25 protein-coding genes are annotated in these 26,528 nt (G+C 63.5%); 8 read left to right on the top strand and 17 right to left on the bottom strand.

Annotation, left to right across the window (positions count from 1 at the left end):
- Positions 1-64: 64 nt before the first annotated feature.
- The 8 genes from fabF to PPGU16_RS04585 all read right to left on the bottom strand — a co-directional run bounded on the left by fabF (position 65) and on the right by PPGU16_RS04585 (position 7,079).
- Positions 65-1,303, bottom strand: coding sequence for a beta-ketoacyl-ACP synthase II (gene fabF, locus PPGU16_RS04620; protein WP_180721901.1), 1,239 nt, complete (start codon positions 1,301-1,303; stop codon positions 65-67).
- A 355-nt stretch (positions 1,304-1,658) separates the two neighbouring features.
- Positions 1,659-1,898, bottom strand: a complete 240-nt coding sequence (gene acpP, locus PPGU16_RS04615; RefSeq protein ID WP_004197638.1) for an acyl carrier protein — start codon at positions 1,896-1,898, stop codon at positions 1,659-1,661.
- Positions 1,899-2,047: 149 nt separating this feature from the next.
- On the bottom strand, positions 2,048-2,797 hold the full coding sequence (fabG, locus tag PPGU16_RS04610; RefSeq protein WP_180721900.1) for a 3-oxoacyl-ACP reductase FabG: 750 nt from the start codon (positions 2,795-2,797) through the stop codon (positions 2,048-2,050).
- Between the two features lie 66 nt (positions 2,798-2,863).
- On the bottom strand, positions 2,864-3,796 hold the full coding sequence (gene fabD / locus PPGU16_RS04605; RefSeq protein WP_180721899.1) for an ACP S-malonyltransferase: 933 nt from the start codon (positions 3,794-3,796) through the stop codon (positions 2,864-2,866).
- Between the two features lie 95 nt (positions 3,797-3,891).
- Positions 3,892-4,881, bottom strand: a complete 990-nt coding sequence (locus tag PPGU16_RS04600; protein WP_180721898.1) for a beta-ketoacyl-ACP synthase III — start codon at positions 4,879-4,881, stop codon at positions 3,892-3,894.
- Complete coding sequence (plsX, locus tag PPGU16_RS04595; RefSeq protein ID WP_079484735.1) at positions 4,881-6,011, bottom strand: phosphate acyltransferase PlsX; 1,131 nt, start codon at positions 6,009-6,011, stop codon at positions 4,881-4,883. The genes PPGU16_RS04600 and plsX overlap by 1 nt, the downstream gene beginning before the upstream one ends.
- A gap of 136 nt (positions 6,012-6,147) precedes the next feature.
- Positions 6,148-6,327 carry a 50S ribosomal protein L32 gene (gene rpmF, locus PPGU16_RS04590; protein ID WP_007741736.1) on the bottom strand — a complete coding sequence of 60 codons (180 nt, stop codon included), beginning with the start codon at positions 6,325-6,327 and terminating at the stop codon, positions 6,148-6,150.
- A gap of 113 nt (positions 6,328-6,440) precedes the next feature.
- Positions 6,441-7,079, bottom strand: coding sequence for a DUF177 domain-containing protein (locus PPGU16_RS04585; RefSeq protein ID WP_180721897.1), 639 nt, complete (start codon positions 7,077-7,079; stop codon positions 6,441-6,443).
- 246 nt (positions 7,080-7,325) lie between these two features.
- Between PPGU16_RS04585 and PPGU16_RS04580 the strand changes: the two genes are divergently transcribed.
- Positions 7,326-7,943, top strand: a complete 618-nt coding sequence (locus tag PPGU16_RS04580; protein WP_180721896.1) for a Maf-like protein — start codon at positions 7,326-7,328, stop codon at positions 7,941-7,943.
- Complete coding sequence (locus tag PPGU16_RS04575) at positions 7,940-8,659, top strand: SAM-dependent methyltransferase (protein WP_180721895.1); 720 nt, start codon at positions 7,940-7,942, stop codon at positions 8,657-8,659. Before PPGU16_RS04580 ends, PPGU16_RS04575 begins: the two co-directional genes overlap by 4 nt.
- Positions 8,660-8,714: 55 nt before the next feature.
- On the opposite strand, the gene PPGU16_RS04570 is transcribed toward PPGU16_RS04575, so the two are convergent.
- The 4 genes from PPGU16_RS04570 to PPGU16_RS04555 are packed head-to-tail and all read right to left on the bottom strand — an operon-like array spanning position 8,715 to position 11,867.
- Positions 8,715-9,725, bottom strand: a complete 1,011-nt coding sequence (locus PPGU16_RS04570) for a S49 family peptidase (protein ID WP_180721894.1) — start codon at positions 9,723-9,725, stop codon at positions 8,715-8,717.
- Between the two features lie 48 nt (positions 9,726-9,773).
- Positions 9,774-10,166, bottom strand: coding sequence for a Rieske (2Fe-2S) protein (locus PPGU16_RS04565; RefSeq protein WP_180721893.1), 393 nt, complete (start codon positions 10,164-10,166; stop codon positions 9,774-9,776).
- Positions 10,163-10,822, bottom strand: coding sequence for an HAD-IA family hydrolase (locus tag PPGU16_RS04560; protein WP_035990160.1), 660 nt, complete (start codon positions 10,820-10,822; stop codon positions 10,163-10,165). The genes PPGU16_RS04565 and PPGU16_RS04560 overlap by 4 nt, the downstream gene beginning before the upstream one ends.
- Positions 10,815-11,867 (bottom strand): RluA family pseudouridine synthase, encoded by a 1,053-nt coding sequence (locus PPGU16_RS04555; protein WP_180722545.1) that lies wholly within the window; start codon positions 11,865-11,867, stop codon positions 10,815-10,817. Before PPGU16_RS04555 ends, PPGU16_RS04560 begins: the two co-directional genes overlap by 8 nt.
- A 753-nt stretch (positions 11,868-12,620) precedes the next feature.
- Here PPGU16_RS04555 and PPGU16_RS04550 point away from each other — a divergent pair.
- The 6 genes from PPGU16_RS04550 (at position 12,621) to PPGU16_RS04525 (ending at position 20,059) form a co-directional block, all read left to right on the top strand.
- Positions 12,621-15,923 carry an Rne/Rng family ribonuclease gene (locus PPGU16_RS04550; RefSeq protein WP_180721892.1) on the top strand — a complete coding sequence of 1,101 codons (3,303 nt, stop codon included), beginning with the start codon at positions 12,621-12,623 and terminating at the stop codon, positions 15,921-15,923.
- Between the two features lie 162 nt (positions 15,924-16,085).
- Complete coding sequence (gene moaA / locus PPGU16_RS04545) at positions 16,086-17,198, top strand: GTP 3',8-cyclase MoaA (RefSeq protein WP_180721891.1); 1,113 nt, start codon at positions 16,086-16,088, stop codon at positions 17,196-17,198.
- Between the two features lie 13 nt (positions 17,199-17,211).
- The gene (mobA, locus tag PPGU16_RS04540; RefSeq protein WP_180721890.1) at positions 17,212-17,835 is read left to right on the top strand and encodes a molybdenum cofactor guanylyltransferase MobA; all 624 of its coding nucleotides are present in this window, start codon (positions 17,212-17,214) and stop codon (positions 17,833-17,835) included.
- 92 nt (positions 17,836-17,927) lie between these two features.
- Entirely contained in the window at positions 17,928-19,241 is a 1,314-nt protein-coding gene (gene moeA / locus PPGU16_RS04535) for a molybdopterin molybdotransferase MoeA (protein WP_180721889.1), read from the top strand.
- A gap of 57 nt (positions 19,242-19,298) precedes the next feature.
- Positions 19,299-19,574 carry a hypothetical protein gene (locus PPGU16_RS04530; protein WP_007741774.1) on the top strand — a complete coding sequence of 92 codons (276 nt, stop codon included), beginning with the start codon at positions 19,299-19,301 and terminating at the stop codon, positions 19,572-19,574.
- Complete coding sequence (locus PPGU16_RS04525) at positions 19,574-20,059, top strand: GNAT family N-acetyltransferase (RefSeq protein WP_180721888.1); 486 nt, start codon at positions 19,574-19,576, stop codon at positions 20,057-20,059. The genes PPGU16_RS04530 and PPGU16_RS04525 overlap by 1 nt, the downstream gene beginning before the upstream one ends.
- A gap of 108 nt (positions 20,060-20,167) precedes the next feature.
- On the opposite strand, the gene PPGU16_RS04520 is transcribed toward PPGU16_RS04525, so the two are convergent.
- The 5 genes from PPGU16_RS04520 to pncB all read right to left on the bottom strand — a co-directional run bounded on the left by PPGU16_RS04520 (position 20,168) and on the right by pncB (position 26,217).
- Complete coding sequence (locus tag PPGU16_RS04520) at positions 20,168-21,652, bottom strand: DNA recombination protein RmuC (RefSeq protein ID WP_180721887.1); 1,485 nt, start codon at positions 21,650-21,652, stop codon at positions 20,168-20,170.
- On the bottom strand, positions 21,649-22,638 hold the full coding sequence (locus tag PPGU16_RS04515) for a 2-hydroxyacid dehydrogenase (RefSeq protein ID WP_180721886.1): 990 nt from the start codon (positions 22,636-22,638) through the stop codon (positions 21,649-21,651). The genes PPGU16_RS04520 and PPGU16_RS04515 overlap by 4 nt, the downstream gene beginning before the upstream one ends.
- A 54-nt stretch (positions 22,639-22,692) precedes the next feature.
- Entirely contained in the window at positions 22,693-24,138 is a 1,446-nt protein-coding gene (locus PPGU16_RS04510; protein WP_434064415.1) for a sodium:proton antiporter, read from the bottom strand.
- A 10-nt stretch (positions 24,139-24,148) separates the two neighbouring features.
- Complete coding sequence (locus tag PPGU16_RS04505; RefSeq protein ID WP_180721885.1) at positions 24,149-24,811, bottom strand: LutC/YkgG family protein; 663 nt, start codon at positions 24,809-24,811, stop codon at positions 24,149-24,151.
- 206 nt (positions 24,812-25,017) lie between these two features.
- Complete coding sequence (pncB, locus tag PPGU16_RS04500) at positions 25,018-26,217, bottom strand: nicotinate phosphoribosyltransferase (protein ID WP_180721884.1); 1,200 nt, start codon at positions 26,215-26,217, stop codon at positions 25,018-25,020.
- Positions 26,218-26,528: the final 311 nt, after the last annotated feature.

The raw sequence follows: 26,528 nt of genomic DNA, 5'->3' as shown, positions 1-26,528 counted from the left end.
GTTCAGTGCGGTAAAGGAAGCAGGCGCCGGCGTAGCCGGCAGCGATGCTGTCGCCGTCAAATGCTTAGGCGCGCTTGAAAACCAGCGTGCCGTTCGTGCCGCCGAACCCGAACGAGTTCTTCAGCGCGACATCGATCTTCATCTCCCGCGCGGTGTTGGCGCAGTAGTCGAGATCGCATTCCGGATCCTGGTTGAAGATGTTGATGGTCGGCGGCGATACCTGATGATGCACGGCCAGCACCGTGAACACCGACTCCAGACCGCCCGCGCCACCCAGCAGGTGACCCGTCATCGACTTCGTCGAGTTCACGACGATCTTCTTCGAGTGATCGCCAAATGCGCGCTTGATGCCCGTGGTTTCAGCAAGGTCACCCAGCGGCGTCGACGTGCCGTGCGCGTTCAGGTAGTTCACCGATTCGGGGTTCACGCCCGCGTTCTTCATCGCCGCAAGCATGCAGCGGCGTGCGCCGTCGCCGTCTTCAAGCGGGGCCGTCATGTGATACGCGTCGCCGCTCATGCCGTAGCCGCTGACTTCCGCGTAGATCTTCGCGCCGCGCGCCTTGGCATGTTCGTACTCTTCGAGCACCATCACGCCCGCGCCCTCGCCGAGCACGAAACCGTCGCGGTCCTTGTCCCACGGACGGCTGGCCGTCGCCGGATCATCGTTACGCTGCGACAGCGCGCGCGCCGCCGCAAAGCCGCCGATGCCCAGCGGCGACACGGTCGATTCCGCGCCGCCAGCGATCATCACGTCGGCGTCGCCGTATTCGATCAGGCGCGAAGCCTCGCCGATGCAGTGCAGACCCGTCGTGCAAGCCGTCACCATCGACAGGTTCGGGCCCTTGAGGCCGAATTTGATCGACAGATGGCCGGAGATCATGTTGATGATCGACGCAGGCACGAAGAACGGCGAAATGCGGCGCGGGCCGCGGTTCAGCAGTTCCGTTTGGGTGACTTCGATCATCGGCAGGCCGCCGATACCCGAACCGACCACCACGCCGACACGTTCCGCGTTCGCTTCGGTGATTTCGAGGCCGCTGTCCTGCATTGCCTGGAAGCCGGCAGCCACGCCGTAATGGATGAACGTATCCATGTGACGGGCTTCTTTGGCGGGGATGTAGTCCTCGATATTGAAGCCCTTCACCTCGCCGGCGAAACGCGTGGAGAAGTTCGACGCGTCGAACTTCGTGACGTTGGCGATGCCGGACTTGCCGGCGACCAGATTGGCCCAGCCGTCGGCAACATTATTGCCAACAGGCGAAATAAGCCCCAGGCCTGTAACAACAACACGACGACGGCTCACGGTAACCCCTTTTCCATAGATGACAAAACAAAAGCCACAGCAGCGCACAGGAAAGTGCCCTGTGTGCCCTGTGGCTGTTTAACCTGACGATCGCGCCGACCAGGGCGCTGACGAATACGCTGACCAGTGCACTGGCGTTGACGCCAGAACATGCACCAGTAAGCGCAATGGCGAAAGAGCCGATCTTTGCTGCATCGGCCAGTACGCCTTGAACGACGCCGTCAGGCTCGCGCGCATGCGCATTGACATTGACGCCTGCCCTTGTTGCGCCGACGGGCGGCACGACAGGGCTGCCGGTACGACGGACGCCGCGTTTATCGCAGCAGCCGAAGCAACCAGGCAGGCGCGAATGGCCTTAGGCCTTGACGTTAGCGCGAGCGTAGTCGATCGCTTGCTGAACCGTCGTGATCTTCTCGGCTTCTTCATCCGGAATTTCCATGCCGAATTCGTCTTCGAGAGCCATCACCAGCTCGACCGTGTCGAGCGAGTCAGCGCCGAGGTCGTTCACGAACGATGCTTCGTTCTTGATTTCCGCTTCGGCAACACCGAGTTGTTCTGCAACGATCTTCTTGACGCGCTGTTCGATATTGTCCATTACCCCTCCAAGGGAAAAAAGTTCATAAATACAGGTGCGCGCATTTTATCAGGTTTGCATCTGTAAAAAAGCGACGCACAAGGTTGCTGTAGAGCCGTTTAAATCCGCACTTCGAATGGCATCAAGGCGCGGATAGTAACCGAATTCGATTACGACATATACATGCCGCCGTTCACGTGCAACGTCGTGCCGGTGATATAACCGGCCTGCGGCGATGCGAGGAACGTCACGGCGTGTGCGATATCTTCCGGGCTGCCGAGACGGCCGAGCGGAATCTGCGCCTTCAGCGCGGTTTGCTGTTCTTCGGGCAGCGTTTTGGTCATGTCGGTGTCGATGAAACCCGGCGCGACACAATTCACCGTGATACCGCGGCTGCCGATTTCACGAGCGAGCGCACGTGCCATGCCCGCCACACCCGCCTTCGCTGCAGCGTAGTTGGCCTGCCCGGGATTTCCCGCCGAGCCGACCACCGACGTGATATTGATGATGCGGCCGCCGCGCGCCTTCATCATCGGGCGCAGCACGGCGCGCGACAGACGGAACACGGACTTCAGGTTCGTGTCGATGACGGCATCCCAGTCGTCGTCCTTCATGCGCATAGCCAGCTGGTCTTGCGTAATGCCCGCGTTGTTCACCAGCACGTTGAGCACGCCGAATTCCTTCACCGTGCCGTCGATCAGCGCCTCGGCCGCAGCCGCATCGTTGACGTTGAGCACCGCGCCACGGCCGCTCAGACCTTCGGCCTTGAAGGCTTCCGTGATCGCGTTCGCGCCGCTTTCGCTCGTTGCCGTGCCGATCACCGTCGCGCCCTGACGCGCGAGTTCGATCGCGATTGCGCGGCCGATGCCACGCGAAGCGCCTGTCACGATCGCAATCTGTTTATCGAGAGTCTTTTCCATTGTTGCTTTCCACAGTGCCCTGCACATGCAGAGCTGTTTGATTCTTTGCTGACTTCAACCAGACGTTCAGGCCGCCACGACTTTTAGCACTTCATCGAGCGAAGCCGGATCGACGATCGACGCGCCGACCAGATTGCCGTCGATACGCCTGGTCAAACCCGCGAGCACCTTGCCCGGACCGCATTCGATCACGTGCGTGACGCCCTGCTTGCCGATCGACTGCACGCATTCGACCCAGCGCACAGCGCCAGCCGCCTGACGCACCAGCGCATCCTTGATGCCAGCCGGCTCGTTGACGATGGCCACATCGACGTTGTTCACGACGGGAATGGACGGCACCTGCACGTCGACGCTCGCCAGGTACTCACGCAGCTGATCCGACGCCGGCTTGAGCAGCGACGAGTGGAACGGCGCGGACACGGGCAGCGGCAGCGCGCGCTTGGCGCCCTTCGCCTTGGCGACTTCGCACGCTTTCTCGACAGCCGCCTTGTGACCGGCGATCACGACCTGCGCGGGTGCGTTGAAGTTGACGGCTTCGACGATACCCGCCACCGATGCTTCCTTGCACACTTCGCGCACAGTATCGTCGTCGAGGCCAAGAATCGCGGCCATGCCGCCCTGACCGACAGGCACCGCGTTCTGCATGGCCTGCGCGCGGAAACGCACGAGCGGCACGGCGTCGCGGAACTTCAGCGCGCCAGCGGCGACGAGCGCCGTGTACTCACCGAGGCTATGACCGGCCACGATTGTAGGCGCAGGACCGCCCGCTGCCTGCCATGCGCGAAAGATCGCGTAAGCAGCCGTCAGCATCACGGGTTGGGTGTTGGTAGTGAGATTCAGGTCTTCAGCGGGCCCTTCGGCGATCAGCTTGCCGAGGTCCTGGTCGAGCGCGTCGGACGCTTCCTGGAGGGTTTCGCGCACGATCGCATTGTCGGCGAACGCGTTGAGCATGCCGACCGACTGCGAGCCCTGCCCCGGAAAAACGAACGCAAATTTCATATCGTCCCCAATTCGATGAGTTCAAATGTGCGTGACGCGCACGCGACGTGCGCTGCCACTTGAAGCGGCGCTCCAGGCGCCGCCGCGCGCGGTCTTCAGAAACGGATGACCGACGCGCCCCATGTAAAGCCGCCGCCGACGCCTTCGATCAGCACGTTATGGCCGCGCTGGATGCGTCCGTCGCGAACGGCGACGTCGAGCGCGAGCGGAATCGACGCTGCCGACGTATTGCCGTGCTCGTGCACGGTGACGACCATCCGCTCCTGCGGCAGGCCGAGCTTGCGGCACGTGCTCTGCATGATGCGGATATTGGCCTGGTGCGGAATCAGCCAGTCCACCTGCTCAGGCTTGAGATCAGCCTTCTGCAGCGCTTCGACCGCGACTTTCTCGAGCACGTTGACGGCGAGCTTGAAGACCGCCTGACCGTCCATGTGCAGGAACGCACTGCCTTGCACGATGCCGCCGTTCACATTGCCCGGCGTACACAGGATGTTCGAATGGCTGCCGTCCGCGTGCAGGGCGCTCGACAGCACGCCCGGTTCGTCCGATGCCTGCAGCACGACCGCGCCCGCGCCGTCGCCGAACAGCACGCAGGTAGTACGGTCGTTGAAATCGAGGATGCGCGAGAACGTTTCAGCACCGACCACCAGCGCAGTACGATGTTGCCCGCTTCGGATGAAGCTGTCAGCCGTCGCAACGGCATAGGCAAAACCTGAGCATACGGCCTGCACGTCGAAGGCCGCGCCATGGTTTTTGATGCCCAGCTTGTTCTGCAGCAGACACGCCGTGCTCGGAAACACGAAGTCCGGCGTCGAGGTGGCGACGATGATGAGGTCGATGGCTTGCGGATCGACGTCGGCCGCTTCGATCGCGCGTTGCGACGCGAACAGCGCGAGGTCGCTGGTCGTGACATCAGGTTCGGCGAAGTGACGCGCGTGGATGCCCGTGCGGGCCACGATCCATTCGTCGCTCGTCTCGACGCCTTGCTTCGCGAGACGATCAGCCAGTTCCTGATTGGAAACGCGGTTGGGCGGCAGATAGCTGCCCGTGCCCAGCACGCGGGAATAGGTAGTGGATTGAGCCATTATGTCTTCGAGGATTGTGCGCTGTAGGGCTCGGCCGGCTGTCCGGACACCGGACCCGCGATCGGGCTCGCCATCTGGCTCGCGGAACCCGCGCCGCCGGCCTCGTGCTTCGCCTGTTCGAGTGAACCCGCGTTCTCCTCCATCGCACGGGCAAGGCGTTCAAGAACGCCATTTTTGACGGCATCATACCCGCGTTTGATGGCCCACTCAAACGCGTAGGCGTCGGCCGAGCCGTGGCTCTTGATCACCAGCCCGCGCAGGCCGAGCAGCGCCGCGCCGTTGTATTGCCGGTGATCGACGCGTTTCTTGAAACGCAGCAGCACGGGCAGCGCCAGCACCGCCATCACCTTGGTCAGCCACGAACGGCCGAATTCTTCCTTGATGATGTCGGACAGCATCTGCGCGAGCCCTTCTGACGTTTTCAGCGCAACGTTACCGACAAAGCCATCGCAGACGATTACGTCGACGGTGCCTTTGTAGATATCGTTGCCTTCCACGTTGCCGCGAAAATTCAGTGTACTGCTACGCAGCAGTTCGCCCGCACGTTTGATGGTTTCGTTGCCCTTGATGACCTCTTCGCCGATATTCAGGAGCCCGATGCTCGGACGCTCCTTGCCTTCGACAGCAGAAACCAGCGCGTGCCCCATCTCCGCGAACTGCAGCAGATGCTGCGGCTCGCAATCGACGTTCGCGCCGAGGTCGAGCATCGTCGTGTAGCCGGTGGGATTGGGCAGGGCAAACGCGATCGCCGGACGTTCGATGCCCGGGAGCGTTTTAAGGACATAGCGGGAAACGGCCATCAGCGCGCCGGTGTTGCCGGCGGAGACACAGGCCTGCGCCTCGTCGTCCTTGACGCGGTTGAGCGCCACGCGCATCGACGAGTCTTTCTTCTTGCGAAGCGCGACTTCGACGGGATCGTCCATAGCGACGATCTCGGACGCGGGGACGACCGTGAGTGCCGGATTGTCGGACGCCTTCAGCTTCTTCAGCTGAGCACGAATCGCGCTTTCGATGCCGACGAGCATCAGGTGCGCATCGGGGTGCGAGCGAACGAAGTTGACGGCAGCGGGAACGGTCACGGACGGGCCGTGGTCGCCTCCCATGCAATCTATCGTGAGCTTTACAGTCATGGAATGCGACGAATTTCAGGCACAAAAAAGCGGCAGTTGAATGCCGCCTTTTTGATGAACCGGGAAAATGTCAAGCGAGCCGATCGCCACGCGAAATACCAATGGGTCAGACCCAAAGGAGCGCGATGCCTGGCGATTAGTCGTTCTTCGTCTTGACGACTTTCTTGCCGCGATAGTAGCCGTTCGGGCTGACGTGGTGACGCAGATGCACTTCACCCGTGCTCGGCTCAACAGCCAGCGGCGCTGCGTTGAGGAAATCGTGCGAGCGGTGCATGCCGCGCTTCGACGGCGACTTCTTGTTTTGTTGAACTGCCATGATAACTCCTGAAAATTTTCCGAATTCTAACACAGCCCGGCACGGCAACCGCCATAGGCCACGTGGCTAAACCATCGTGCCCGGCGCGCCCTGTCGCGCTCCCATGCAACTGTTCAGTGCTTCTTGCCGCCGGATTCGCCCGATTTCAGGCCTTCGAGCGCCGCAAAAGGATTCGGCCGCTTGGGCTCTTCACCCTCTTCAGCTTCACCCTCCACGGCCTCTTCGCCTTCCTCCCCGCTTGCGCCCGAGGTGAGACTCTCGTGCACTTCCGGGCAGGCATCGTGTTTCGGCACGAGCGGCAACGAAAGCAGCAATTCCTCTTCGATCAAGTCGACAAGATCGAACTGGCGTGACCCAACGATCACATCGACTTCATCCTCGTCCAGAGGAAACTCTTCAGCTTCCTCTTCGGTATTGACGATCCGGTAAGTCGCATCGACGTTGAATGCCTGCTCGTACGGAGACAGGCAACGCTGACATTCGAGCCATGCGGCGCCGTGAATCGCAAGCCTCAGATACGGCTGCGGACCCTCGGTGCCGTCGTCCTGCAATTCCGGCTGCGTCGCCCCTTCGGCTTGCCAGGTGAACGCGGTGTCGCGGTCTGGCGCTTCCTGCGGGACTTCGTTTAACATGCGCGGCAGTTGCGAGACGCGCACGGTACCCGCGGCCTGACGTCCACTGCGGGCAAACTCGAACAGATCGAGTGCACGCGGGTCGACGAGACCAGCAGGTTTGCCAGGATGTTGAGTCATGTGCGCTCCTGCGTCGGCAAGGATTTCAGCCGGGTAAGTCGTTATGCGTCGGTGGCGCTGATAGACGGTCTGGATGTCACCAGGACGCCATCCGGTGCGCCATTCGGCAAAGCATACCGATGAAAAGCCCAAAATCATATCCGTTTTGTCTTTTCGAGTCAAACACTTAAGGCCACCCGCGCGATCGCGTTCGCGCCCCGCCTTTTCACCTTCAGTTTTACCTACAGATCAAGGTTCTTCTCCAGCATGCCGGATTCCTCCAAACGCCCGCCCCGCCTGATTCTGGCGTCGAGTTCGCCGTATCGGCGCGAACTGCTCGAACGGTTGCGCATTCCGTTCGACGTCGCCGTGCCCGCCATCGACGAGACGCCGCTCGCGGGTGAATCGCCGGAAGCGACGGCGCTTCGCCTCGCGCAAGCGAAAGCGCGCGCCGTCGCGGCGGGACTCGCCGCTGGCGTGCGAGCGCTCGTGATCGGCTCGGACCAGGTCGCGACCTACGACGGGCATCAGATCGGCAAGCCGGGCACGCACGAAAAGGCGCTCGCGCAATTGCAGGGCATGCGCGGCCGCGAAGTGCTCTTCCACAGCGCGCTGTGCCTGCTCGACAGCGCCTCGGGCGACGCGCAATGCGTCGACGTGGTGACGCGCGTGCGCTTTCGCGACCTGCCCGACGCCTCGCTCGACGCGTATCTGCGCGCCGAAACACCTTACGACTGCGCGGGCAGCGCAAAAGCGGAAGGCCTCGGCATCGCGCTACTCGACGCGATCGAATCCGACGATCCCACGGCGCTGATCGGCCTGCCGCTGATTGCGCTCACGCGCATGCTGCTCGCCGCAGGCTATCCATTGCTGGAGGCGCGATGAGCGGCATTCTCTATCTGATTCCGAACACACTCGGCGACGGCGACGCCGCCGCGCTGGACGCCGTTCTGCCGGCACCCGTTCGCGCTCGCGCGGCGGCCCTGCACTATTACATAGGCGAGAACGCCAAAACGACGCGCGCTTTCCTGAAAAAAGTCGGCACAGAGCGGCCGATCCAGGAAATCGAAATTCGCGAATTGAACGTCAACACGCCGGCCGGAGAAATCGACAAACTGCTGGCGCCGGTGCTCGCCGGGACGGACGCCGGACTTGTGTCCGAAGCCGGCTGCCCGGCCGTCGCCGATCCGGGCGCGCTGCTCGTGCGGCGCGCGCACGAGCGCGGCGTAAAGGTGGTGCCATTCGTCGGGCCGAGTTCGATCCTGCTCGCGCTGATGGCGTCGGGATTGAACGGCCAGAGCTTTGCGTTTCACGGCTACCTGCCCGTCGATGCGAACGAGCGCGCAAAGCGTCTGCGCGACCTCGAACAGCAGTCGCGCAAAGGCAACCAGACGCAGATTTTCATCGAGACGCCTTACCGAAACCGCGCACTGCTGGACACGCTGATTGCGACCTGCGCGCCGTCGACGCTCGTTTGCGTCGCCGTGGATCTGACGCTGGAAAGCGAAACGATCGTGAGCCGGACAGTTGCCGACTGGAAGAAAAGGCCGGCACTGGATCTCCACAAACGTCCGGCAATCTTTCTGATTCTGGCGACCTAAGTCGGGGAAACGGTGGCCTGCCAAGCCTTGGGCCGGGCCACCGCCGGAGACCGCCTTATCGCAGATTCAACCTGCCGATCGCCGCCATCGCGTGCACGGCGCCGTTGCCGACGGCCGCGCCGAACTTGCGCGCGACGCGGTCGGTGATGCTCTCCTTCACCGTGTAGTCGACGACGTCGGGCGCCTTGATGATTTCGCGCGCGACGTAATCGGTGTCGCCGAAACCGTCCGCGAGGCCCAACTCGACGCTCTTTTCACCCGTCCAGAACAGACCGGAGAAGATATCCTGCGATTCCTGAAGGCGCTTGCCGCGACCCTGCTTCACGGCATCGATGAACTGCGCGTGGATCTCATCCAGCATCGCTTGCGCATGTTCATCCATCTTCGGCGTATCGGGCGAGAACGGATCGTAAAAGCCCTTGTTCTCACCGGAAGTGCGCATTCTGCGTTGAATGCCCAACTTGTCCATCAAGCCGGTGAAGCCGAAGCCATCCATCAGCACGCCGATCGAGCCGACGATGCTGGCCTTGTCCACATAAATCTTGTCGGCAGCCGCCGCGGCGTAGTAGCCGCCGGATGCGCACATGTCGCTCACGACGACGTAGAGCGGAATAGACGGATATTTGGCCCGCAATCGCCGGATTTCGCGGTAAATGATCCCAGCCTGAACCGGACTGCCGCCCGGGCTGTTGCAGCGCAAGATCACGCCAGCAGTGCCCGCGTCATCGAACGCGCTCGCCAGCGCAGCGTCGACATCTTCCGCGTTTGCGTTGGTATCGGAGGATATCTCGCCCTCAAGTGTCACGAGAGCCGAGTGCCGACCCGTGGTTGCAACCTTCTCGCCGCTGAAATCCAGCACAGCCCATGCAACCAGGACCAGCACGCCGAGAAACAGGAAACGAAAAAAGATGCGCCAGCGTCGGGCTGCGCGTTGCTCGTTGACGGCGGCCAGCGCAATCCGTTCGAGCGCGGCACGCTCCCAGTTCGGCTCGTCGGCGGGCACCCGGCGCGGCTCGCGGCCCGTTGCAGCCGGTTCGTTCGGATCGGGAGTCAGATTGTCGGACATGCGTTGCCGCCGGAAAAAACGAGGTTTGGGAAAATGATGCCTGGAAAATCAGGCGGATGCAGGACGCAGGTCGGCGTCCGGAAGCCAGAACACAGTGCGGCCTTCAGGCGTGTCGCGCTCGTCGACGCGGACTGGGCGAAGCCTGCCGCCGCGGCACGGACCGCCGACGCACTTGCCGGTATCCGGCGCATAAATCGCGCCATGCGTCGCGCACATCAAGTATAAGCCGGACGATTCGAAGAACTGTCCTTCGTTCCAGTCCAGTTCCATAGGCACGTGCGCGCAACGGTTCAGGTAGCCATACGCCACGCCGTCATAGCGGACGAAGAACACCACGGCATCACCGCCCGCGTACGTCGCCTCGCGGCGCACGCCCGCGCCGCCGTCGACGAGTTCTTCGGATGCGCAAACGCGCACCGCCTCCTGCGCCGCGTCCGTCATGCGTGCTCCCGAAGCCAGCCCGACAGCGACGCGATACTGTCCGCAACGAATTTCGGCTCCAGCGCCGTCAACGAATCCGCAGGATGCGCGCCGTACGTGACGCCGATGCCCGACACGCCCGCATTGATCGCCATCTGAAGATCGTGCGTGGTATCGCCGATCATCACCGTGCGCACGGGATCCTGCCCCAGTTCACGCGTCAGTTCCTGCAGCATGGCCGGATGCGGTTTCGAGAACGTTTCATCGGCGCAGCGCGTGCCGTCGAAAAGACTCGTGAGCCGCACCTGATCGAGCGCGCGGTTCAGGCCGACGCGACTCTTCCCCGTCGCGATTGCGAGCAGATAGCCCTGATCGCGCAGATCGGCGAGCATCTCGCGCACACCCGCAAACAGTTCCGTCGTCTGATCCTTCACCAGATAGTGAAAGCGATAGCGCTCGGCAAGGCGCGGATAGTCGGACGGATCGAGCGTCGGCGCGGCGATCTGCAGCGCGTCCCGCAACCCCAGGCCGATCACGAAGCTCGCAGCCTCGTCAGCCGGCACGGGCAGTCCGAGATCGCGGCAGGCCGCCTGAATGCTGCGTGTGATGTGGACGGTCGAGTCCATCAACGTGCCGTCCCAATCGAACACGATCAGGTCAAATTGCTCTCTAGCCATGCGTTTTCGTCTCGGTTTGTGATGGTTCGTGCGGCGTTCCGGCGTTCGCCATCCCGGCAAGTTGCGCAATGAACCGCTTGCAGTCTGCCGGCAGTGGCGCCTCGAACTGTATCGTGTCGCCCGTTGCCGGGTGCGTCAGCTTAAGCCGGTATGCGTGCAAGAACATCCGTTTGAGCCCCGGCTGCGCGTTCGCGCGAGCCAGCGCCTTGTTCAGCGCGAAATCGCCGTATTTGGCGTCGCCAACGATCGGCAACCCCAGATGCGCCAGATGAACACGAATCTGATGGGTCCGCCCCGTTTTCAGTTCCGCTTCGAGCAACGCGTAACCGGGCCAGCGGTCGATGAGATTGAAAATAGTGTGCGATGGCAACCCGTCCGGCTGCACGCGCACACGCCGCTCGCCGTCCGGCAGCAGATATTTGTGCAGCGGCTCCTTCACGGCACGCCGGCGGCCCCAGTCGCTCGCCCATTCGCCGTGCACGCACGCGTAATAGCGCTTGTCCATCCGGTTTTCGCGGATCTGCTCGTGCAGATTCACGAGCGCCGCGCGCTTTTTCGCGAGCATCAGCACGCCCGACGTCTCGCGATCCAGCCGGTGCACCAGTTCCAGAAACTTCGCCTGGGGACGCGCCGCCCGCAACTGTTCGATCACGCCGAACGCGACCCCGCTGCCGCCATGCACGGCGACGCCGGCCGGCTTGTCGATCACGAGCATGTGCTCGTCTTCGAACAGGATCTCGAAATGCGCGGAGGGTACGGGCGCGTGCACCGCCTCGTCCGCCTTGGCGACCCGAATGGGCGGCACGCGCACCAGATCGCCGAAGGCGAGACGGTACTGCGCGTCCACCCGGCCCTTGTTCACACGCACTTCGCCGCTGCGCAGAATCCGATAAATATGACTTTTCGGCACGCCCTTACAGACGCGCAACAGGAAGTTGTCGATCCGCTGACCGGCCGCGCTGTCGTCGATTTCGATCATCGACACCTGATCGCTTGCAACGGGGCTCGTCACCGATTTCTGGGATATTTTGCCTAACTCTTTCATTCTGAATATAATTTGCCCAGCAGTCTGCGGTGGCCGACTATATAGGATCGGCGCCTTAAACCGAATCGCGGGTGGATTGCGCAGGTGCAAGCGATAAAACGTCATTTTACTTGCGCCGGGGGCTGGTTGCTCGCCCTGAAAATGAGATGCAACAAGTTGCACGCACGATGCACGACACGGCAGGGACGGCGCCCACAGGCACGTTCGGTCACAGTCGGCACCGTCGGTAACGGAATTTTGGTCAAAAAGAATTTGACTGGCGAGCTTCGGCAAGGGCGGCTTTCATGTCCCTTAAGCGCGAAGCGGCCGGTGGCGAAAATACGGCGTGCGCCCGAGTCGTCCTGCGGAGAGTGCAGGACATGGCGACGTCAAAATGAGGCGAGACACCCCGAGCGGGACAGGCACGCGCAGTGAGCGAGTCTGCCCGCTGCGGCAAGACCGCAGCCTTCGAACGTGTCCGGACGCGCGCCCAACTGGCGCGCCGGTGCACGTGGACGAAGGCTTATGCTAGTCGGCTGCCAGGACCCGCGGCGTGTCGGGCCATTATTTGAAGCCGTGTTCGCATGTGCCCTGCGGCTGCGCGTCCATTTATTGGAGACGGCGCCCATATCAGGCAATTCTCCCGCCATCTTTCCCGCTCCAGCGTGCTTGTGAAAACACAATAAGGCGCGGCATGCCGCTGCCCAAGCCGTCGGCCGGGTTCGTTCCCGTGCGCCGTCGGCTGGACAGGCAGAGCCGCTCTGGAGCCGTTCAATGAAACGCATGTTGTTTAATGCGACGCAGCAGGAAGAACTGCGCGTCGCCATCGTCGATGGGCAAAAACTCATCGACATCGACATCGAAACCGCCGGGCGCGAACAGCGCAAAGGCAATATCTACAAGGGGATCGTGACGCGCATCGAGCCGTCGCTCGAAGCCTGTTTCGTCAACTACGGCGAAGACCGCCATGGTTTTCTCCCGTTCAAGGAAGTCGCCCGCCAGTACTTCCGCGAAGGCATCGACATGCGCTCCGCGCGCATCCAGGACGCCCTCAAGGAAGGCCAGGAACTGATCGTTCAGGTCGAGAAGGAAGAACGCGGCAACAAGGGCGCGGCCCTCACCACGTTCATCTCGCTCGCCGGCCGCTACCTCGTGCTGATGCCGAACAATCCGCGCGGCGGCGGCGTGTCGCGCCGGATCGAAGGCGACGACCGTCAGGAACTGCGCGAAACGATGTCGCAGCTGCAATTGCCGGAAGGCATGAGCATCATCGCGCGCACTGCCGGGATTGGCCGCAGCGCGGAAGAGCTGCAGTGGGACCTGAACTACCTGATGCAGCTGTGGCGCGCAATCGAAGCCGCGTCGCAAAGCGGTTCGCAAGGTCAGCCGATGCTGATCTATCTCGAATCGAGCCTCGTGATCCGCGCGATTCGCGACTACTTCCAGCCGGATATCGGCGAAATCCTCATCGACACCACGGAAATCCATGACCAGGCACGCGCCTTCATGGACATCGTGATGCCGGACAATGTCAACAAGGTGAAGCGGTATCACGACGACGTGCCGCTTTTCTCGCGTTTCCAGATCGAACACCAGATCGAGACCGCGTACTCGCGCACGGTGCCGCTGCCGTCGGGTGGCGCGATCGTGATCGACCACACGGAAGCGCTCGTCGCGATCGACGTGAACTCGGCGCGCGCCACCAAGGGCGCCGACATCGAGGAAACGGCCACGCGCACGAACCTCGAAGCCGCCGACGAAGTCGCGCGCCAGCTGCGTCTGCGCGACCTGGGCGGCCTGATCGTGATCGACTTCATCGACATGGAGTCGGCCAAGAGCCAGCGCGAAGTCGAGCAGCGCCTGAAAGACGCGCTCAAGCACGACCGCGCGCGTGTCCAGATGGGCAAGATCTCGCGCTTCGGCCTGATGGAACTGTCGCGCCAGCGTCTGCGTCCGGCACTGTCGGAAGGCAGCCACGTCACCTGCCCGCGCTGTAACGGCACGGGTCACATCCGCGATACCGAATCGTCCGCGCTGCAAGTGCTGCGGATCATTCAGGAAGAAGCGATGAAGGAAAACACCGCGGCAATCCACTGCCAGGTGCCCGTCGAAGTCACGGCCTTCCTGCTCAACGAAAAGCGCTCGGAAATCAACAAGATCGAGTCGCGCTTCAAGGTCAACGTCGTGCTGGTGCCGAACAAGCACCTCGACACGCCGCATTACAAGCTCGAGCGTCTGCGTCACGACGACGCGCGTCTCGACGATCCGCGCGCGTCGTGGAAGATGGCCGAAGAAGCCGCCCGCGAACTGGAATCCGAAACGGGCTACAGCAAGCGCGCTGAAGAGGTGAAGCCGAAGCAGGAAGCTGCCGTCAAGGGCATCACGCCCGAGAAGCCGGCGCCTAGCGCACCGGTGCGCACGCCGGCCCCCACCGCCGCCACGGTCGAAGTCAAGCCCGCCACGGGCGGCTTCATCGGCTGGCTGAAGGGTCTGTTCGGTGTGCAACCGGCGGCTCCCGCTCCCGCGCCCGCACCTGTCGAGAAAACGGCGAAGCCCGCGCGCGGCGAACGCACCGAGCGCGGTGAGCGCACGGGCGAACGCGGCGGCGATCGCAACCGCAACCGTCGCAACGGCGCAGGTGGTGGCCGCGACGCGGCGGGCCGTGGCGAAGGCGCGGCAACGCAAGGCCGTCAAGGCCAGCCGGCGCAGCGCGGCGAACGTCAGGAACGCGAACCGCGTGAAGCACGCGAACCGCGCGGCGGCCGCGAACCGCGCGAAGGCCGTGAGCCACGTGAAGCACGTGAACCGCGCGAGGCACGTCCGGAGCGCGTCGAACGCGGTCAGGATCGTGCGGAACGCGGAGAAACCGCTGAGGCAACGCGCGGCGAGCGTCAGGAACGCCAGGATCGGGTGGAGCGTGGCGAGCGCCGTGAACGTGGCGAACGCGCCGAGCGTGGTGAACGTCGCAAGCAGCAACCCGAAGCAGCCGACGCGCTGAGCCAGAACGAGGCTCAGGCCGATGTCGCCGCACAGGCGCAAGCGAATCTGATGGGCGGCGCTGCTCCCATCGACGATGCGCGTGATGGCGAAGAGCGTCGTCGTCGCCGTCGCGGTCGCCGTGGTGGCCGTCGCGAGCGTGACGAGGAAGGCGTGAACGTGAATACGGCTGCCGATGTCGCGGAAGCGGAAGGTGAAACGGCTGTGGCAGCATCGGCGGAAACGCCTGTGCGCGCGCCGGAACACACGGGCCGTCACGAAGCGCAGCCGCAAGCGGTCGAGGCGGCGCAACAGCAGCCGGCACAGGAAGTGAAGCCGGTCGAGGTCGTCGTGGCAGCCGTCGCGACGGGCGCCGCCGTGGTCAGCGAGCTGCATGCATCGGCTGAAACGCCGGCTCTCGCCGTCGAAAAGGCTGCAAAGGCGGAAGCCGTCGTGCCTGCCGATCAGGCACCTGCACCGACGCACACGGAAGTAGCCGTCGAAGAACCCGCAGTTGTCGAGCCGCAAGCCGTTGCACCTGTCGCCACGACGCAAGCTCCCGTTGAAGTGCCTGCGCCGGTCGAAACCGTCGCGGCAGCACCCGCCGAAGCGCCCGTCGTCGTCGAGCCTGTGATCGAGGCGGTCGCAGCGGCTCCGGCAGCGCCTGCTGTAGAAGCGCAACCGGTGGTCGAAGCGCCCGTTGCAACCCAGCCCGTCGCCGAGCCCGTTGTTCAGGCCGCCGCCGAGCCCGTGGTTCAGCCAGTCGCGGAACCCGTCGCGGATGTCGCGCAAGCGCACCCCGCAGCGGAACCGGTCATAACGGAACCCGCAACGCAAGCCGCGCCGGTCGCCGCAGCAGCCGAGCCGCAACCCGTTCGCCCGAACGGCGCATCGGCCGGCCGCCCGACGGAAAACCTCGAAGCGATGCTGGCAAGCGCCGGCCTCGTCTGGGTCAACACCGACTCGGACAAGCTGCGCGTCGCGCAGGAAGCCGCCGCGCAAGCGGTGAAACCCGCCCGCGCACCGCGCGAGCGCAAGCCGCTTCCAGCCGCCGACACCACGCCGATGCAACAGGTCGAAACGGCAAAGCAGCCGCAGTAAGCGGTCGCTAACTTCGCCCGGCGGTAACGCCGGGCAACCCGAAAAGCCCGCCTTTCAGGCGGGCTTTTTGCTGTACCTTGCCTGACAGCACCGAGCGTTCGCCCTACTGTGACGGAAAGGGCCTTCCGCTAGAATGAAGTCTGATATCCCAAATATGTCATCATGTCCCGACGCATCATCCCTGTTGCCGACGTCAGCGCCGTTCCAGACGTCGCCGGTCCTGTCCGGACCCCGCGCGGCGAACTGGCCGATACGCTGTCGCGCCCGCTGCGCGACTTGCGCATCTCGGTCACGGACCGCTGCAACTTCCGGTGCGTCTACTGCATGCCACGCGCAGTGTTCGACAAGGACTATTCGTTCCTGCCGCACAGCGCGCTGCTGACTTTCGAGGAAATCGAGCGGATCGCGACGATTTTCGTCGCGCATGGCGTCGAGAAAATCCGCCTGACGGGCGGTGAGCCGCTGTTGCGCAAGAACCTCGAATTCCTGATCGAACGGCTAGCGCGAATGACGACGGCCGCGGGCAAGCCGCTCGACCTGACCCTCACCACCAACGGTTCGCTGCTCGCGCGCAAGGCGCGCAGCCTGAAAGACGCCGGCCTGAGCCGCGTGACCGTTAGCCTCGACGCACTCGATGATGCGTTGTTTCGTCGCATGAACGACGCGGACTTTGCGGTGCGCGACGTGCTCGACGGTATCGAAGTTGCGCAATCGGTCGGTCTTGCGCCGCTGAAGGTCAATATGGTCGTCAAGCGCGGCACGAACGACAGCGAAATCGTGCCGATGGCGCAGCATTTCAGGGGCTCTGGCGCGGTGCTGCGCTTCATCGAATACATGGACGTCGGCACGTCGAACGGCTGGAACATGACGGAAGTGCTGCCGTCGGCGGACGTCGTCGCGCGCATCAGCGAGCACTTCCCGCTGTTGCCGCTCGAAGCGCACAGCGCCGCCGAAACCGCGCAGCGCTGGGGCTACGCAGACGGCGGCGGCGAAATCGGCGTGATTTCCAGCGTGACACGCGCGTTCTGCGGCGACTGCACGCGCGCGCGGCTGTCGACGGAGGGCAAGGTGTATCTGTGCCTGTTCGCTTCGTCGGGCCACGACCTGCGCGCGCTCGTGCGCAACGGCACGAGCGACGAAGGCATCGCTACGGCCATCGCCAACATCTGGCACGCGCGCGGCGACCGCTACTCGCAACTGCGCGGCAGCGCGAACGCGGCATCGACGACGACACGCGAAGAACGGCGCGTCGAGATGTCGTACATCGGCGGCTGAGCCGGACTTTCCAGTGAGCATCACGCGCGACGACATCACTGGCCTGCTGCTCGCCGGCGGACGCGGCATGCGCATGGGCGGCGTCGACAAAGGCCTGCAGATGCTGCACGGCGAACCGCTCGCGCTTCACGTGATGCGGCGTCTCGCGCCGCAGGCCGGGCCGCTGCTGATCAGCGCGAACCGGCACACGGCGCGCTACGCGGAACTGGGCGAGCCATTTCACGCAACCGTCATCTCCGACACGCTGCCTGATTTCCCTGGTCCGCTCGCCGGTCTCCTCGCCGGTTTGCGCGCGGCGCGCACGCCGTTCGTCCTGTCGGCGCCATGCGACACACCTGGCTTGCCGGCCGATCTCGCCGTGCGCCTCGCAGCCGCGCTCGATGCCCAAAACGCGCATGATGCCGGCATCGCGACTGTCACGACCACGAGTGCCCAGGGCGACACGTCGATCCACCCCGTTTTCGCGCTGGTGCGCACGTCGCTAGCCGACGATCTCGAAGGCTTTCTGCAGGCGGGCGAGCGCAAGGTTCGCACGTGGTACGCACGCCACAGGGCGGTCGAAGTCGCCTTTCCAGACGAGCGCACGTTTTACAATATCAATTCACTGCAGGAACTCGCCGACCTCGAACGACCATGACCGAGGTCAAGCGGGTTTGACATTAGCAGCCGCCATTTGCCGCGATCGCCCGGCCGCCGCCGCACCGCATCCCGTCGCGACGCTCCCCTTTCATGACCACGCTGAACGAAACTTCGAGTTGCGTCGCACAGTACGACGCTCAAGCCATGCCGGTGTCCGCCGTACAGGCGATCGTGCGCGAGTGGGCGACGCCCGTGACGACCGTCGAGCGCGTTCATCTGCGTGACGCGTTGAACCGCGTGCTGGCGCAGGACATCGTGTCGCCCATCGACGTCCCCGCGCACGACAACTCGGCAATGGACGGCTACGCGTTTTCCGGCGCGGCGCTCGAAGAGCAACCGGGCACAACAGGCGAAAACGGCGAGCTCGCACTGAGCGTCGCGGGCAAGGCCTTCGCGGGGCATCCGTTCGCAGGAAGCATCGAGCGCACGCAATGCGTGCGCGTGATGACGGGCGCGACGATGCCCGCCGGGTGCGACACCGTCGTGCCGCAGGAAGCCGTCACGCGCGACGGCGACACCATCCGCTTTCCGGCTGCCCAATTGCGCACGGGCGCGAACCGGCGCCTCGCGGGCGAAGACCTTGCGCAGGGTGCGGTCGCGCTGAAGTCGGGCCGCATCGTGCGCGCGTCGGACCTCGGGCTGCTCGCGTCGCTGGGCATTGGCGAGGTGTCCGTGCGCCGCCGTCTGCGTGTCGCATTCTTTTCGACGGGCGACGAACTGCGCTCGATCGGTCAGCCGCTCGATGCGGGCTGCGTCTACGACAGCAACCGCTACACGCTCTTCGCGATGCTCAAGCGCCTCGACCTCGACCCCATCGACCTCGGCGTGGTCCGCGACGAACCTGCCGCGCTCGAAGAGGCGTTGCGAACGGCTGCATCGAGCGCGGATGTCGTGATAACCTCCGGCGGCGTTTCCGTCGGCGAAGCCGATTTGACCAAACAGATGCTGCGCATGCTCGGCGATGTCGCGCACTGGAGTCTCGCGATGCGTCCAGGCCGGCCGCTGGCGTTCGGGCGCATCTGGTCGGGCGGCAAACCCGGCGCGGGCGAACCGGCAGTCTTCTTCGGTCTGCCGGGCAACCCCGTCGCGGTCATGGCGGCGTTCTATCAGATCGTGCGCGAAGTGCTGCTGCGGATGTCCGGCGCGACGACGCATCCTGTGCCGCTGATCCGCGCAGCGTGCGTCGACACAATTCGCAAACGGCCGGGCCGCACCGAATTCCAGCGCGGCATCGCGCAGCGCGACGCGCAAGGCGCATGGCGCGTGACGCCGACGGGCTCGCAAGGCTCCGGCGTGCTGAGTTCGATGAGCGAAGCGAATTGCTTCATCGTGCTCGCCCATGACCAGGGCGATCTCGATCCGGGCGACGCCGTCGACATCATGCTGTTCGACGGCCTGATCTGAGCGCACCAGGCCGGCAAGTTTTTACGCAATCCACTACGACATACGGGTTTGACTTACATGAAAAAACAGATCTCGTTCATTGCACCGGGGCAAACGGCAAAGGCATTGATCCTCGTGTATCTGACGTTCAGTGTGCCTATCGTGCTGCTCGGCGTGCTGGTCGCCTTCATCCGTTACGGGTCGGTGGAACTGAGCACCGTGTTCAGCGCGCTTCTGCTCAACGCGATTCTGGGCTTCATCCTGCTGTGGATTGCATGCCACGCGTACAACTGGGTGGCGTCGCGCTTCGGCGGCATCGAGATCCAGTTGAGCGACGTGCCGGAGGAAGCGTAATGTCGGCGACAATCCGCGCGGCCACGCATGAAGACGTCGGCGCGATGCTCGCGCTGATGTACGAACTGGCCGAGTTCGAAAAGCTGACGCATCTGTTCATCGCGACGGAAGACGGCCTGCGCGACGCGCTGTTCGGCGCGCGTCCTTCGGCGGAAGCGATAGTCGCGGAGCGCGATGGCCGGATGATCGGCTACGCGCTGTTCTTCCACAACTACTCGACGTTCCTCGGACGACGCGGTTTGTATCTCGAAGACCTGTACGTGCAGCCGACCGAGCGCGGTACGGGGCTCGGGTCGAAGATGCTGCGCTATCTGGCGGCATTGGCTGTCGAGCGGCAGTGCGGCCGTTTCGAATGGTCGGTGCTGGACTGGAATCAGCCTGCTATCGATTTCTATCAGAAGATGGGCGCGACCGTGTTGCCGGACTGGCGCATCGTGCGCATAACGGGCGACGCGCTCGATCAACTGGCGGCAAGCGCGGGCTGATCGCGTCGCGCGTCTCGCGGGCAGCTTCGCTTCCGTTCGAAGCTGCCCTATCGGCTGACGAGACGCATAACCATCGCGGTTACGCCTCGCCCGCCTTCCCTGCCTGCATCAAGACTCTTCCGCATCGACTCCGGACAGCGAGTCGCCGAGCAAGCCCGCCGCCCGTTCTTCGGGCAACGCCTCGACGTCGCGCAGCTTTTTCTTCATCTGACGCGTGCGCACTTCCGCTGCCTCGATCGAACGCGTGACGGTCTCGAGTTGTGACTTGGTCTTCGCCAGCACGTCGCCGAATTTGCCGAACTCGGTCTTCACCGCGCCCAGCACCTGCCACACTTCGCTCGAACGCTTCTCGATGGCGAGCGTGCGGAAACCCATTTGCAGACTGTTGAGCAAGGCGGTCAACGTCGTCGGCCCGGCGATCGTCACGCGATAGTCGCGCTGCAGAAGATCCGTGAGGCCCGGGCGACGCAGAATCTCGGCGTACAGCCCTTCCGTCGGCAGGAACAGCAGCGCGAAGTCCGTGGTATGCGGCGGTGACACGTACTTTTCCGCAATCGTCTTGGCTTCCGCGCGAATCCGCCCTTCGAGCGCGCGCGATGCGTCTTCGACTGCGACGGGATCAGCCCGCTCCTGCGCTTCGATCAGACGTTCATAGTCTTCACGTGGAAACTTCGCATCGATGGGCAGCCAAACGGGCGTTGCCGCCGCATCGGGAGTCGGTTGCCGACCCGGCAGCTTGATTGCGAACTCGACGCGATCGTTGCTCTTCGGAATCGTCGCAACGTTCTTCGCGTACTGATCCGACGTCAGTACCTGTTCGAGCAATGCTTCGAGCTGCACTTCGCCCCATGTACCACGCGTCTTAACGTTCGTCAGAACCTTCTTCAGATCGCCAACGCCCGCCGCCAAAGTCTGCATTTCGCCGAGACCGCGATGCACCTGTTCGAGACGATCGGACACGAGCTTGAACGATTCGCCAAGCCGCTGTTCGAGCGTCGCGTGCAGCTTTTCGTCGACGGTGCGGCGCATTTCTTCGAGCTTCGTCGAGTTGTTGGCCTCGATGTCTTTCAGCCGCTGCTCGATCGTCGCTCGCACTTCCGCAAAGCGCCGGTCGTTCGCCTCCGTGACCTGCGCCAGTTGCTGTTGCAACGTTTCGCCGAAACGCTTCAGCGTGAGACCCTGTTCGTCGCGCGCCTGTTGCGCCTGTTGCTGCAGGCTGTGGCGCACGGCGTCGAGCTGTTGCGTATTCGTATCCGTCAGCTTGACGAGCTGCTGCGCAAAGCCGTCGATCTTGGCGGCCTGCACGGTCGTCATGCTCGTGAACTGGGAAGCGAGCGTCTGCTGGAACTGCGAGAAACCGCCGCTCAATTCCGTGCGAGACACCCGCGCCGTTTCCGAGATTTCGCCGCGCAGCTCACGTTCGAGCCGCTCGTACTCGCGCGTCTGCGCAAGCGCGGCCGCGTCGAGGCGCTCGCCCAGTTCATCGAATTGCATCTGCTGATGCGCGCCGCCGTTGCCGCGCATCAGTATGAACAGCACAATCACCAACGCAACGGCCAGTACGGCGACGGCCGCGATCAAAACCATCGTCATGAACGCGCCTTCCCGATCACGTCAGGGTTGATCGGGTTCGGCGGACGCCCTGCTCGCGGACCCTCGCCCAGCCCCGCGATCAGATTGTCGGCCGCGAGATTCGCCATTGCGCGGCGCGTGGCTTCCGTCGCGCTCGCGATGTGCGGCGTCAGCACGACATTCGGCACGGTGAGCAGCGCCGGATTGAGCTTTGGCTCACCCTCGAACACGTCGAGACCCGCCGCGGCGATGCGCTTGTCGCGCAAAGCTTCAGCGAGCGCCGCGTCGTCGACGATGCCGCCGCGCGCGATATTCGTCAGCGTCGCCGTCCGTTTCATCAACGCAAGATCGGCGGCGCCGATGGTGTGATGGTTCTCCGCCGTGTACGGCAGCACGAGCACGACATGATCGGCACGGCGCAGCAGGTCTTGCTTCGACGCATACTCCGCGTTCAGCTCGGCCTCGATCTCAGGCGCGACACGCGAACGGTTGTGATAGATCACGTTCATGTTGAAGCCGCGCGCGCGACGCGCGAGCGCCTGGCCGATACGGCCCATGCCGATCACGCCGAGCGTCGAGCCATACAGGTCCGAACCGAGAAAGCCGTCGTACGACCACTTTTCCCATTTGCCCGCGCGCAACCAGTGCTCCGATTCCGCGATGCGGCGCGCAGCCGCCATCATCAGCGCCCAGCCGAAATCCGCCGTCGATTCATTGAGCACGTCGGGCGTGTTCGTGCCGAGCACGTTCGCCGCATTGAACGCGCCCATGTCGAAGTTGTTGTAACCGACCGCCATGTTCGACACCACGCGCAGACGCGGCGCGGCGGCAAACACGGATGCATTGATGACGTCGCCTGCCGTCAGCGCACCGTCCTTGTCGGCGAGCCGACGCGTGAGTTCGTCGGTGGGCAGCACGTCGCCGTTATGCCAGTCCACTTCGAAATGTTGCTTGAGGCGCTCGATCACATCCGGAAAGATGGGACGCGCAACCAGAACCTTTTGCATTGCCATTCTCCGAGTATCAGGCCGTAGCGCATGCCTTTCGGCGCGCGCACGGCGTCAAAAGAAAATCAACGATGTTGCGATGAACAACGGTATCAGCACGACGCCCGACCACGCGAGATACCCGAAAAAACTCGGCATCTTCACGCCGCGCGATTCGGCGATCGCCTTGACCATGAAATTCGGCGCGTTGCCAATGTAGCTGTTCGCGCCCATGAACACCGCGCCCGCCGAAATGGCCGCGAGCGTCGATGCGCCCGTGGTCGTCAACGTCTGCGCGTCGCCGCCAGCGAGGTTGAAGAACACGAGATACGTGGGAGCATTATCGAGGAAAGACGACAGCAGGCCCGTCGCCCAGAAGTACATTTCGTCGCGCGGCTGGCCGGACGTGTCATTGACGAGATGCACGATGCCGCTGAACGCACCCGCCTCGCCCGCGCGCAACATCATGATGACGGGCGCGATCGTCACGAAGATTCCCGCGAACAGTTTCGCGACCTCTTCGATGGGCGCCCAGTTGAACGCGTTGCCCTCGCGCGCGGCGCGCGGCGTCACGGCGAGCGACAGCAGCGTCACCGCTATCAGCGCTACGTCGCGCACGAGATTCTGCAGCTCGACATGCGTGCCCGCCACATCGAACGTGATGCCGGGTTTCCAGATGCCGCTCATCAGTACCAGCGCGATCACCAGCGCCAGCAGCACGAAGTTGATCTTGCCGACGACGCCAACCGCAAGCGTATCGGGCGAAGGATCGACAGGAAGCGTTTCTTCGCGATGCCGGAAATAGTACGTATCGAGCGCGTAGAAAACGACCAGCAGCACGACGCAGACGAACAGCATCGGCAGCGCGAGATGCACCGTGGTCCAGAAAAAGCCGACGCCGTTCAGAAAACCGAGGAACAGCGGCGGATCGCCAAGCGGCGACAGCGAACCGCCCGCATTCGCGACCAGAAAGATAAAGAACACGACGACATGCACGACATGTTTGCGATTGTCGTTCGCGCGCAAGAGCGGCCGGATCAGCAGCATCGCCGCGCCCGTCGTGCCCATGATGCTGGCGAGCGCCGTGCCGAGCGCGAGCAGCGCCGTATTCAGGCGCGGCGAGCCGTGCAGATTGCCCGTCACGCAGATGCCGCCCGCGACGGTATAGAGCACTGTCAACAGCACGATGAACGGCACGTACTCTTCAAGCAGCGCATGAATCAGTGTGCCGAACGCCGTCGATACGCCAAACGCGAAGGCGAACGGCACGAGAAACGCGACGGCCCACGCGGCAGAAATCTTGCCGAAGTGGTGATGCCAAAGCTTGGGCGCAACGAGCGGGAATACGGCAATCGACAGCAGGACACCTGCGAACGGCACGCCCCACCAGGCTGAAAGCGATGCGCCGTCGAGACTCGCGGCCGATGCTGCGAGCGGCCAGCATGACAGCACGAACAACAAGGCGACGGCGCGAATTCCATAACGCGCGCCAGAACACGCGCGCTCGACACGTCCCTGCAACGACACAGCGTTACGCGCCACGCACGACGATCGCATGCACGCGATAAGGACCGTGCGCGCCGAGCACGATGGTTTGTTCGATGTCACCCGTACGCGACGGGCCGGAGACGAAATTGACAGCGCGCGGCAGCTCGCCGCGTTCGCTGCGGATCAGGTTGAACGCTTCTTCATGACCGGCAACGATGCGTGAGGCCGGCACGATCGCGATATGCGTTTCCGGCAGCAAGCCCGCCGACGCATACGTCTCTGGCCCGGACAGCAATACCAGCGTGCCCGTTTCAGCCGTCGCGCAGAAGCAGCCCGTGATGCCGACGCGGTCTTCGTCGCGCGGCTTGCGAAACTCGACGTCGATGCCCGAGCCGCTCCAGGGCAGCGCTTCGAGCGTCTGCCATGCGATGGCCTGGGTCGGAAGATTCAGTTCGGAAAGGTAACGGTGCGCGGCGGCGGGCGCGTCGGCGAGCGACTCGACGGTGTCGACCGTGGTCGCCATCTTCTTTGCCTGCTCGATGAAATGCGCGACGAGATCGGCCGGCATGGGCGGACGCGGACCTTGCGGATGACTTGCGAGATACGCCTGCGCCGCCTCGCGTTCGGACGCGGCCGGCTCGGGCTCGCGCCCTTGCGCCGCGCGGATGCGCGCCAGGATGTTGCGGCGGGCCGTCGATGTATCCATGTGCAATATCCTCGTGCCGGTGATCGTGCTGAACGTGGGACATACGCGTGCAAAATGCGCGTGCGCATTCCGCACCTTGACGGTCGAATTATACCGGCCGCCCTTGATGCCAACACCTGGCCGAACGGCATATAGCGGCACGCGTGCGAAGTGCCGACAATGCCCTCACATGCTCTCCGGCTGCAACGCGAAAGAACAGCCGCACGTCACTTGCCCGCGGTTTCTTCCTCAGGTTGCTCGATGCCGAACACCTGGCGCAGATAGGCAAGATAGGCCTTGTCTTCGCACATGTTCTTGCCCGGCGAATCGGACAGCTTGGCGACAGGCTGGCCATTGCACTTGACCATTTTGATGACGATCTGCAGCGGGTTGTAGCCGAGGTCGTTGGTGAGGTTCGTGCCGACGCCGAACGCGAGCTTGCAGCGGCCGCGGAAGCGCTCGTACAGCTGCAGCACCTTCGGGATGTCGAGCGCGTCGGAGAATACGAGCACTTTGGTGCGCGGGTCGCAGCGGTTCGCTTCGTAGTGCGCGAGAAGGCGCTCGCCCCAGTCGAACGGGTCGCCGGAATCGTGGCGCGCGCCGTCGAAGAGCTTGCAGAAATACATGTCGAAATCACGGAGGAATGCCTTCATGCCATACACGTCCGACAACGCGATGCCCAGGTCGCCGCGATATTCCTTCGCCCACATTTCGAAGCCGAAAATCTGCGAGTCGCGCAGACGCGGCCCGAGCGCCTGGCACGCCTGCAGGTATTCGTGCGCCATCGTGCCGAGCGGCGTCAGGCCGTGCTTCATCGCGTAGAACACGTTGCTCGTGCCCGTGAACTGGTCGCGCAGGCCGTCCTTGAGCGTGAGAATCACCTCTTCGTGCCAGCGCCCGGAGAAGCGGCGGCGCGTGCCGTAGTCGGCGATCTTGCAGTCGGCGAACTCGGGGCGCGCGCCGAGCAGCTGGATCTTGTCGCGCAGCCGCTCGCGTCCTTCGCTGTAGTCGGGTTGCTGCTGCGTGTTGCGGAAATACACCTCGTTGACGATGGCGAGCACCGGGATCTCGAAGAGGATCGTGTGCAGCCACGGCCCCTTGATGTCGATTTCGATCTCCCCGTTGCCTTTCGCCGAAGGCGTGATCGAGATGTACTTCTCGTTCAGATGGAAGAGCGCGAGGAAGTCGATGAAGTCGCTCTTGATGAAACGCATCCGGCGCAGATAGTCGAGATCGCCCTCACTGAAGCGCAGCTTGCAGAGCTTGTGCACTTCGCTGCGAATCTCGTCGATGTACGGCACGAGGTTGACCTTCGGCGTGCGGCAGCGGAACTTGTATTCGACGTTGGCGGCAGGGAAATAATGCAGCACCACCTGCATCATCGTGAACTTGTACAGGTCGGTATCGAGCAGCGAAGTAATGATCATGATCTTGCAAACCGGGACTGCATGAAATCGGAAGACGTCAGGCCTCGTGCGCCCTCGCCCTTTTCGTGTTCGCCACGTGCGCCATGTTCTCATGTGCGCTTCGGGCTTCGCTTAGAACCCGCTCAACAGGGGTCTCGCGAAGATGCTGTCGCATGTTACCCGAATGCGCGCCGGCGGTTGTTTGAATGCGTCAAGGCCGGCGGGCGCCCGCGGCGCAAACCGCCCGCCATAAACTAATCACCAAACGATATAAGAGGCTTGGGACGATGGCGTATGCACTACTTGACGTTACGCTACAATACCGCTTTTGG

The sequence above is a fragment of the Paraburkholderia largidicola genome, from assembly GCF_013426895.1.
In the GTDB taxonomy this organism is placed as follows: domain Bacteria; phylum Pseudomonadota; class Gammaproteobacteria; order Burkholderiales; family Burkholderiaceae; genus Paraburkholderia; species Paraburkholderia largidicola.
The sequence above is the reverse complement of the archived record's forward strand: the minus strand, read 5'-3'. Positions and strand labels throughout refer to the sequence as shown.

Excerpts from the sequence above, each read along its gene's own strand:
- PPGU16_RS04515 (WP_180721886.1), bottom strand. The coding sequence starts at position 22,638 with ATGCAAAAGGTTCTGGTTGCGCGTCCCATCTTTCCGGATGTGATCGAG.
- PPGU16_RS04565 (WP_180721893.1), bottom strand. The coding sequence starts at position 10,166 with ATGACGGACGCGGCGCAGGAGGCGGTGCGCGTTTGCGCATCCGAAGAA.
- PPGU16_RS04550 (WP_180721892.1), top strand. The coding sequence starts at position 12,621 with ATGAAACGCATGTTGTTTAATGCGACGCAGCAGGAAGAACTGCGCGTC.
- PPGU16_RS04520 (WP_180721887.1), bottom strand. The coding sequence starts at position 21,652 with ATGACGATGGTTTTGATCGCGGCCGTCGCCGTACTGGCCGTTGCGTTG.
- fabG (WP_180721900.1), bottom strand. The coding sequence starts at position 2,797 with ATGGAAAAGACTCTCGATAAACAGATTGCGATCGTGACAGGCGCTTCG.
- rpmF (WP_007741736.1), bottom strand. The coding sequence starts at position 6,327 with ATGGCAGTTCAACAAAACAAGAAGTCGCCGTCGAAGCGCGGCATGCAC.
- PPGU16_RS04530 (WP_007741774.1), top strand. The coding sequence starts at position 19,299 with ATGAAAAAACAGATCTCGTTCATTGCACCGGGGCAAACGGCAAAGGCA.
- PPGU16_RS04585 (WP_180721897.1), bottom strand. The coding sequence starts at position 7,079 with ATGACTCAACATCCTGGCAAACCTGCTGGTCTCGTCGACCCGCGTGCA.
- PPGU16_RS04570 (WP_180721894.1), bottom strand. The coding sequence starts at position 9,725 with ATGTCCGACAATCTGACTCCCGATCCGAACGAACCGGCTGCAACGGGC.
- fabD (WP_180721899.1), bottom strand. The coding sequence starts at position 3,796 with ATGAAATTTGCGTTCGTTTTTCCGGGGCAGGGCTCGCAGTCGGTCGGC.
- PPGU16_RS04600 (WP_180721898.1), bottom strand. The coding sequence starts at position 4,881 with ATGGCTCAATCCACTACCTATTCCCGCGTGCTGGGCACGGGCAGCTAT.
- moaA (WP_180721891.1), top strand. The coding sequence starts at position 16,086 with ATGTCCCGACGCATCATCCCTGTTGCCGACGTCAGCGCCGTTCCAGAC.
- PPGU16_RS04580 (WP_180721896.1), top strand. The coding sequence starts at position 7,326 with ATGCCGGATTCCTCCAAACGCCCGCCCCGCCTGATTCTGGCGTCGAGT.
- acpP (WP_004197638.1), bottom strand. The coding sequence starts at position 1,898 with ATGGACAATATCGAACAGCGCGTCAAGAAGATCGTTGCAGAACAACTC.
- PPGU16_RS04555 (WP_180722545.1), bottom strand. The coding sequence starts at position 11,867 with ATGAAAGAGTTAGGCAAAATATCCCAGAAATCGGTGACGAGCCCCGTT.
- plsX (WP_079484735.1), bottom strand. The coding sequence starts at position 6,011 with ATGACTGTAAAGCTCACGATAGATTGCATGGGAGGCGACCACGGCCCG.
- moeA (WP_180721889.1), top strand. The coding sequence starts at position 17,928 with ATGACCACGCTGAACGAAACTTCGAGTTGCGTCGCACAGTACGACGCT.
- pncB (WP_180721884.1), bottom strand. The coding sequence starts at position 26,217 with ATGATCATTACTTCGCTGCTCGATACCGACCTGTACAAGTTCACGATG.
- PPGU16_RS04525 (WP_180721888.1), top strand. The coding sequence starts at position 19,574 with ATGTCGGCGACAATCCGCGCGGCCACGCATGAAGACGTCGGCGCGATG.
- PPGU16_RS04505 (WP_180721885.1), bottom strand. The coding sequence starts at position 24,811 with ATGGATACATCGACGGCCCGCCGCAACATCCTGGCGCGCATCCGCGCG.
- PPGU16_RS04560 (WP_035990160.1), bottom strand. The coding sequence starts at position 10,822 with ATGGCTAGAGAGCAATTTGACCTGATCGTGTTCGATTGGGACGGCACG.
- PPGU16_RS04575 (WP_180721895.1), top strand. The coding sequence starts at position 7,940 with ATGAGCGGCATTCTCTATCTGATTCCGAACACACTCGGCGACGGCGAC.